Here is a 6,640-nt window from a genome sequence, read left to right as displayed (position 1 = left end):
ACAAGGCCGTCTGAAAAATTTCAGACGGCCGTTGTTCATGTTGGCATGGCATAAAAATCCGCTTCACCGCCCCATTCCGACAGAATACGGCGCTTCCATCCAAATCGGCTGAAACCTTCGCGAACATACTGAATATGAATAAAGTTCAAGGCCGGTCGGTTTACTATATAATACCGTCCAAACCAACCATAACTTACTCATTGCAGGGAAGATAATGAAAAAAGTGCTGATTGTGCATTACTCGCAAACGGGGCAGCTCTCCAGCCTGGCGCGAAATTTTGCCGCGCCGTTGCAAACAGCCGGCATACAGGTTGATTGCGTCAATATCGTCCCGGCGCAGGCATTTCCGTTTCCGTGGCCGTTTTGGCGTTTTTTCGATACCTTTCCAGAAACCGTCCATTTAAGGCCCGCCCCGATTCTGCCGCCGCAAATCCCATCCGAAGATTACGATGTGGTGGTCATTGCCTACACTGTTTGGTTCCTCTCCCCTTCGCAACCGATGACCGCCTTTTTGCAACGCGAAGAAACGCACCGCCTGCTGGACGGCAAACCGGTCATCACGCTTATCGGCTGCCGCAATATGTGGCTGGGCGCGCAGGAAAAAATGAAATCTTTGCTGAAACAAAACGGCGCCAAACTCATTGGCAACATCGTAAAAATCGATGCCTGCAACAGCGCGTCCAGTTTCATTACCACGCCCGCATGGATGCTGACCGGTGACAAACGCTATTTCCGCTCCCTGCCCTCCGCCGGCATTACTGAAGAAGAATTGGCGGATGCGGCGCGGTTTGGTACGAAATTGCGCGATGCGCTGTTAAACCAACAGCCTTTGGACGAAACCCTGTTTCAAAACATGGGCGCGGTGACAGTGAATGAAAAACTGATTTTCAGCGAACGTACCGCCGGCCGCAGCTTCTTCATCTGGGGCAAGCTTTTGATGGCGGCAGGCCGTATTTCTCCGCTCTTGCGCCGTGCCTTGTTGTGCTTCTACATCGTCTTTTTATTGGCGATGATTTTGGTGGTTTTACCCATCAGTGTAATTTTGAAAAAACTGCTGCATCCGCTGCTCAAAGGCCGTCTGAAAAAGCTGGCGGATTATTATGGACAACCGTCAGGCAGATAATACGTTTCAGACGGCCTCAAACCAGGAATCCATCATGCCCGAAGTAATCCACTACCCCGAACGCCGTCGCTTTCAAATCGATATTGACGGTTTGGAAGCAGGCTATATCAGCTATACCGAACACAACGGCGGCTGGGACGTAAACCATACCGAGGTCTCGCCCAACTTCCGTCATCGCGGCATTGCCAAACTGCTGGTGGACGCGCTGATGGAATATGCCGAAACACATCACATCCCATTGACTGCAAGCTGCGACTACGCGGCGCGGTTTATCGGTTGATTATTTTGACAAACACATCATGACATCGAATAACACACTCAAAGACGTTTATCTCAACCGCGTTTCTGCCTTTTTGCCCAACGCCCCCGTCGGCAATGACGAAATGGAAGCCGTCCTCGGCATGGCAGGCGATGTGCCTTCACGCGTGCGCCGCATGATTTTGCGTTCCAACGGCATTTTGTCGCGCCATTACGCCATCGACCCCGAAAGCCGCCGCACGACGCACACCAATGCCGAATTGGCCGCCGAAGCGGTCAACGGCCTGTTTGCCCAAGGCGTTCCTGCAGAAGCCGTCGGCAGCCTGGCCTGCGCCACTTCCTATCCCGACCAAACCATGCCAGGACACGGCGTGATGGTGCATGGCTTGCTGGATATGCCGCCTTGCGAAGTGTTCAGCATGGCAGGCGTATGCGCGGCAGGTATGGCGGCGATGAAACACGCCTACAACGCCGTACGCACCGGCGAACACGCACATGCGGTTTCCGTTGCCTCCGAAAACGCCTCGGCGGTCATGCGCGGCGAAGTGTTCCAAAGTGAAACCGACCATAAAAAACTGGAAAACGCGTCCCCCGAAATCGGTTTTGAAAAAGACTTTTTACGCTGGATGCTGTCTGACGGCGCAGGCGCGGTGTATCTGTCCGACCATCCCAATTCAGACGGCCTCAGCCTGAAAATCCATTGGATAGACCTGCTTTCCTACGCCAACGAAATGCTGCCCTGCATGTATGCCGGCGCAGAATTCCGCGACGGCGTATTTGAAGGCTGGAAACACGCCGATGCCGATTACGGCCGCCGCCACAGCCTGATGGCGGTCAAACAGGACGTCAAACTGCTGAACGAAAACATCGTCCGCTACACGGTGGAAAAACCCCTCTCTCAAATCGCCGCCAAACACGGCATCCGCGCCGAAGAAATCGATTGGTTCCTGCCCCACTACTCTTCCGGCTTTTTCCGCGACCGCCTTTCAGACGGCCTGAAAAACATCGGCTTCGACATTCCGCAGGAAAAATGGTTTACCAATCTGCACAGCAAGGGCAACACGGGTTCGGCCTCGATTTACATCATCCTTGAAGAATTTATGCGCACTTTCCCCATCGAACACGGCCAAAAAATCCTGTGTTACGTTCCGGAAAGCGGACGCTTTTCAACATGTTTCATGCTTTTGGAAGCAGTAAAGGCCGTCTGAATGAAGATTGACGACATCCCTCAAGACAACAGCGCCAGCTACCACGGCCACCGCAAAGTCATCTACGGCACCCGCGACGGCCACTACGAAGCGGCCACCAGCAACGGTTGGCAGGACGAAGCCTACGCCACCGAAATGGCAGTGTGCGAACTCGATGCCCAAACACAGGCTGCACGCGAAGCCGTCGAAAAAGGCGAATATTCGCCACTGTACTACCATATGTTCCGTTGCCGTTATGATGAAACCGGCTTGGCCATGGCGGCAGGCGTATGGAAATGGCAGCTTCGTCGGCATTTCCGCCCCGAAGTGTTTGCCAAACTACCGGCCAAAACCCTGCAAAAATACGCCGATGCCTGCCAAATCAGCATAGACGGCCTCAAACAAACCGATATTTAAAGCCCCTCATGATTACCTTGCATTCTCTCGATCAATCCCGCGCCCTGCGCATTGTTTGGCTGCTTGAAATCCTCGGTACGCCCCACCGCCTGCAAACCTACCATCGTCATCCCGACACTTTGCTCGCCCCTGACGAACTCAAAGCCATCCATCCCTTGGGCAAATCGCCTTTATTGGATGATGACGGCTTTATCTTGGCGGAAAGCGGCGCGATTACCGACTATCTGATTCAAACCTACGGCAACGGCCGCCTGATGCCCGAACGCGGCAGCCGCGAATACTGGCAATATCAACGCTGGCTGCATTATGCCGAAGGTTCGCTGATGCCGTTATTGCTGCTCGGACTGGTGTTCCGCCGGATTGAAAGTGCGCCCATGCCGTTTTTCGTCAAACCGATTGCCCGCAAAATCAGCGGCAGTGTCAAAAGCAGCTTTATCCATCCGCAAGCCGCGCTGCATCTTGCCCACATCGACAGCGAGTTGGAAAACCGCGAATGGTTGGTCGGCAACAGCCTCAGCGGTGCCGACATCATGATGAGCTATCCGCTGCAAGCCGCGGCAGACCGCTTCGATTTTGCCGACTACCCCAATATCCGCGCTTATTTGCAACGCATCGAAGCGCATGAAGCCTACCGCCGCGCCGTTGAAAAAGCAGGTTCGCCTTTATTGAAACTCGACCAATAAAACAAGACCGTCTGAAACATTTTCAGACGGCCTGAAACCTTGGTTCACTTATCGAATAGCTTTGCAGCAAACGGCGTTTTTACCAACGCGTCGCCTGAATGCTTTGTTCCCCCTCGCCGTTCCACTATAATGGCAATCCATATCCTTCTAAAAAATAACACCATGCCAACCGACAACCGCCCGACTCTTGCCATCGACACCAGCACATCCTTTCTGTCCATCGCATTGGAACATCAAGGCGAAATCCGCCTGTTTCACGAAAACGTCGGCACCAAGCAATCCGAACAAATCCTGCCGCAAATCGAACGCCTCTTTAAAGAAGCGGGCATCACGGCCGCCGATTTGGGCTGCATCGTTTATGCACAAGGCCCCGGTGCATTTACCGGCCTGCGTATCGGCGCGGCGGTTGCACAAGGTTTGGCCACGCCGTTTGACACGCCCATGATCGGCATTCCCTGCCTCGATGCCGCCGCTTCGCTGCTGCCGCCATCAAGCTGCGTACTGGCGGCCACCGATGCGCGTATGGGCGAAGTGTTCTACGCATGGTTTGATACACAAAACCACGTCCGCTTGAGCGATTACACGGTTGGCAAAGCCGCCGCCATTACCGCGCCCGAGGGCAAAATGCCTACCGGCGGCATCGGCAATGCCTTTGCCCTCGCCGACAAACCGCCTTTTGACGGTCAGGCCGATATGCCGACCGCTGCCGACTATCTTAAACTTGCCCGCAGCGGCCGCTATGTTGCCACCGATGCGGCACACGCCGAGCTGCTCTACGTCCGCAACAAAATTGCCCTGACCGCGCAAGAGCAAGCCCAACAAAAGGCCAAACCGTGAACCTGCGCCCAGCCGTACTTGCCGACTGTCCCACCCTTGCCGCCATCGACGCACAAGGCAATCCTTCGTCGTGGACGGCGCAGCAGTTTGAATCGGCGGTTCAACACCATCCCGACAGCGTTTGGCTCAGTCAGACCGACCACCAAATTACCGGCTTTATCGTGTGGCAAACCGTGTTTGACGAATCCGAGCTGCACCTGATTGCCGTCGCGCCCGAATACCGCCGCCAAGGCATTGCGTCCGCCCTGCTGCAACACTGGCAAAACGCAGTACAACAGCAAGGCGCAACCCGATTGCTGCTCGAAGTCCGCGCAAGCAATGAAACCGCGCAACAGCTCTACCGCAAACACGGCTTCCAGACCTGCGGCCGCCGCAAAAACTACTACGCCCTGCCTAACGGTGGCAGCGAAGATGCCGTATTGATGGAGAAATCATGTTAAGCAGCCGCTACCTGCACCTGCACGAAGCCTTAGGCCTGGGCCCGATGTGGCTGAACCGAAACGCCAAAATCATCCATGCCGCGCCTCAAGCCGCAGCCGCGCCCGTCCGCCCCAAAACCATTGCCGCCGATACCGCGCAAGCCGTGCGCACTTTATCCGCAGGCGCCCATCAGGCACGCACTGCCGCCATCGCCACTGCGCAAACGGCCAAACCGGCTGTCCGCGTTCCCGAAGCGGCACCCAAAGCCATGGCCGAAACACCGGCAAAAACAGAAAAAGCCGCGCATTCAGACAATCTGCCCCGTCTTGACGTAACCATCAGGCCGTCTGAAATCATGGTGGTCAGCATTTGCCCGTCCACCGAAGACAGCCTGCACGGCACGCTCTTTAGCGGCGACGTCGGCACGCTTCTCGACAACATTCTCGCTGCCATCGGCCTCAAGCCCGAGCAGGCGCACAAAACCGCATGGGTCAAAACCGCGCCCGTGTTCACCGCCCTCCCCGATGCCGAACACATCCGCGCCGAGCTTGCCGAAATGCAAAACGAGCTGACCGCTTCGCAAGCGCGCGCAGTCTTGTTTCTCGGCAAAATCTTCGACAGCCCCGACATGATCGGGTTGATGAACGAATTGTGCGGGAAGCGGCCGCATTTCGTCATTCCCCACCCCGCCCGCCTGCTGATGCAGCCGCAACTCAAAGCGCAGGCATGGCAAATCTTAAAGCCATTGAAACAGCTTTTGGCCAAGGCCGTCTGAACATTCTGTTCAACCTGAAATCAGGTTTTCCACCAATAAAAAAGGGCGTGTCCGACACGCCCTAATGTTTATCAATATTCCGCCGAATGCCAGAAAGGCTGGCCCACCGTCGGCGTACTGGCGCGCGCTTTCTCACGCGCCTCCACAGGTTCCGCCTCATAAGCCAGACGACCCGACTCGACCGCAAGCGCAAAAGCGCGTGCCATATTGACCGGATCGCCGCTGCGGGAAACGGCGGTATTCAGCAGCACACCGTCAAAACCCCATTCCATCACTTGCGCCGCCTGCGAAGGCAAACCCAAGCCCGCGTCGATAATCAACGGCGTATCGGGCAGACGTTCGCGCAGGACTTTCAGCGCATAGGCGTGAACCGCGCCCAAACCCGTGCCAATCGGCGCCGCCCACGGCATCAACGCCTGACAGCCTGCATCAAGCAATCTGCGGCAGGCAATCAAATCTTCGGTGCAATAAGGCAGCACTTTGAAGCCGTCTTTAATCAGGATTTCCGCCGCTTCAACCAGTTGGAACACATCCGGCTGCAACGTGTCATCATCGCCGATAAGTTCGAGCTTGATCCAATCGGTATCAAACACTTCGCGCGCCATTTGCGCAGTAGTCACGGCTTCCTGCACGCTTTGACAGCCTGCGGTATTGGGCAACACAGGCACGCCCATTTCTTCCAACAACGACCAAAAACCCTGCCCGTGCGCTTCGCCACCGCTGCCGGCACGGCGCAACGAAACGGTAATCATCGCTGGTTGCGCGATTTGGACAGACTGCTTGAGGATTTCCGGCGTCGGATAAGCAGCCGTACCGAGCAGCAGCCGTGAAGGGAAAGTTTCTCCATATAGGGTAAACATGATGGATTCCTTTGTATTGTTTTTTAGATTTTAAGCATAAGGCAATCGGGCAACCCTGCCCGATATTCAAACAGGCAAAA

9 protein-coding genes are annotated in these 6,640 nt (G+C 55.5%); 8 read left to right on the top strand and 1 reads right to left on the bottom strand.

The genetic code is table 11. The annotated features are described in order from the left end of the window. Positions 1-214 precede the first annotated feature (214 nt). The 8 genes from HMPREF3047_RS02405 (at position 215) to HMPREF3047_RS02370 (ending at position 5,700) form a co-directional block, all read left to right on the top strand. Positions 215-1,123 (top strand): hypothetical protein, encoded by a 909-nt coding sequence (locus tag HMPREF3047_RS02405; RefSeq protein WP_070712090.1) that lies wholly within the window; start codon positions 215-217, stop codon positions 1,121-1,123. After that, positions 1,101-1,403, top strand: a complete 303-nt coding sequence (locus HMPREF3047_RS02400; RefSeq protein WP_083315934.1) for a GNAT family N-acetyltransferase — start codon at positions 1,101-1,103, stop codon at positions 1,401-1,403. Before HMPREF3047_RS02405 ends, HMPREF3047_RS02400 begins: the two co-directional genes overlap by 23 nt. Before the next feature lie 19 nt (positions 1,404-1,422). Next, positions 1,423-2,589 (top strand): beta-ketoacyl-ACP synthase III, encoded by a 1,167-nt coding sequence (locus tag HMPREF3047_RS02395; RefSeq protein WP_070712089.1) that lies wholly within the window; start codon positions 1,423-1,425, stop codon positions 2,587-2,589. Then, complete coding sequence (locus HMPREF3047_RS02390; protein ID WP_049332227.1) at positions 2,590-2,985, top strand: DarG family dialkylresorcinol biosynthesis protein; 396 nt, start codon at positions 2,590-2,592, stop codon at positions 2,983-2,985. A gap of 8 nt (positions 2,986-2,993) precedes the next feature. Continuing rightward, positions 2,994-3,668 (top strand): glutathione S-transferase family protein, encoded by a 675-nt coding sequence (locus HMPREF3047_RS02385; RefSeq protein ID WP_070712088.1) that lies wholly within the window; start codon positions 2,994-2,996, stop codon positions 3,666-3,668. A gap of 162 nt (positions 3,669-3,830) precedes the next feature. Then, on the top strand, positions 3,831-4,505 hold the full coding sequence (gene tsaB, locus HMPREF3047_RS02380) for a tRNA (adenosine(37)-N6)-threonylcarbamoyltransferase complex dimerization subunit type 1 TsaB (protein WP_070712087.1): 675 nt from the start codon (positions 3,831-3,833) through the stop codon (positions 4,503-4,505). Beyond that, positions 4,502-4,945 carry a ribosomal protein S18-alanine N-acetyltransferase gene (gene rimI, locus HMPREF3047_RS02375; RefSeq protein ID WP_070712086.1) on the top strand — a complete coding sequence of 148 codons (444 nt, stop codon included), beginning with the start codon at positions 4,502-4,504 and terminating at the stop codon, positions 4,943-4,945. The genes tsaB and rimI overlap by 4 nt, the downstream gene beginning before the upstream one ends. Further along, a complete protein-coding gene (locus HMPREF3047_RS02370; protein WP_070712085.1) occupies positions 4,939-5,700 on the top strand; it encodes a uracil-DNA glycosylase family protein in 762 nt (253 codons plus the stop codon). The genes rimI and HMPREF3047_RS02370 overlap by 7 nt, the downstream gene beginning before the upstream one ends. 71 nt (positions 5,701-5,771) lie before the next feature. Here HMPREF3047_RS02370 and HMPREF3047_RS02365 read toward each other — a convergent pair whose 3' ends face one another. Beyond that, on the bottom strand, positions 5,772-6,560 hold the full coding sequence (locus HMPREF3047_RS02365; protein ID WP_049332237.1) for a thiazole synthase: 789 nt from the start codon (positions 6,558-6,560) through the stop codon (positions 5,772-5,774). Between the last annotated feature and the right edge of the window lie 80 nt (positions 6,561-6,640).

The sequence above is a fragment of the Neisseria sp. HMSC075C10 genome, assembly GCF_001815615.1.
Classification (GTDB): Bacteria; Pseudomonadota; Gammaproteobacteria; order Burkholderiales; family Neisseriaceae; genus Neisseria; species Neisseria subflava_A.
Note: the sequence above shows the minus strand (reverse complement) of the source record. Positions and strands in the feature narration are given on the sequence as shown.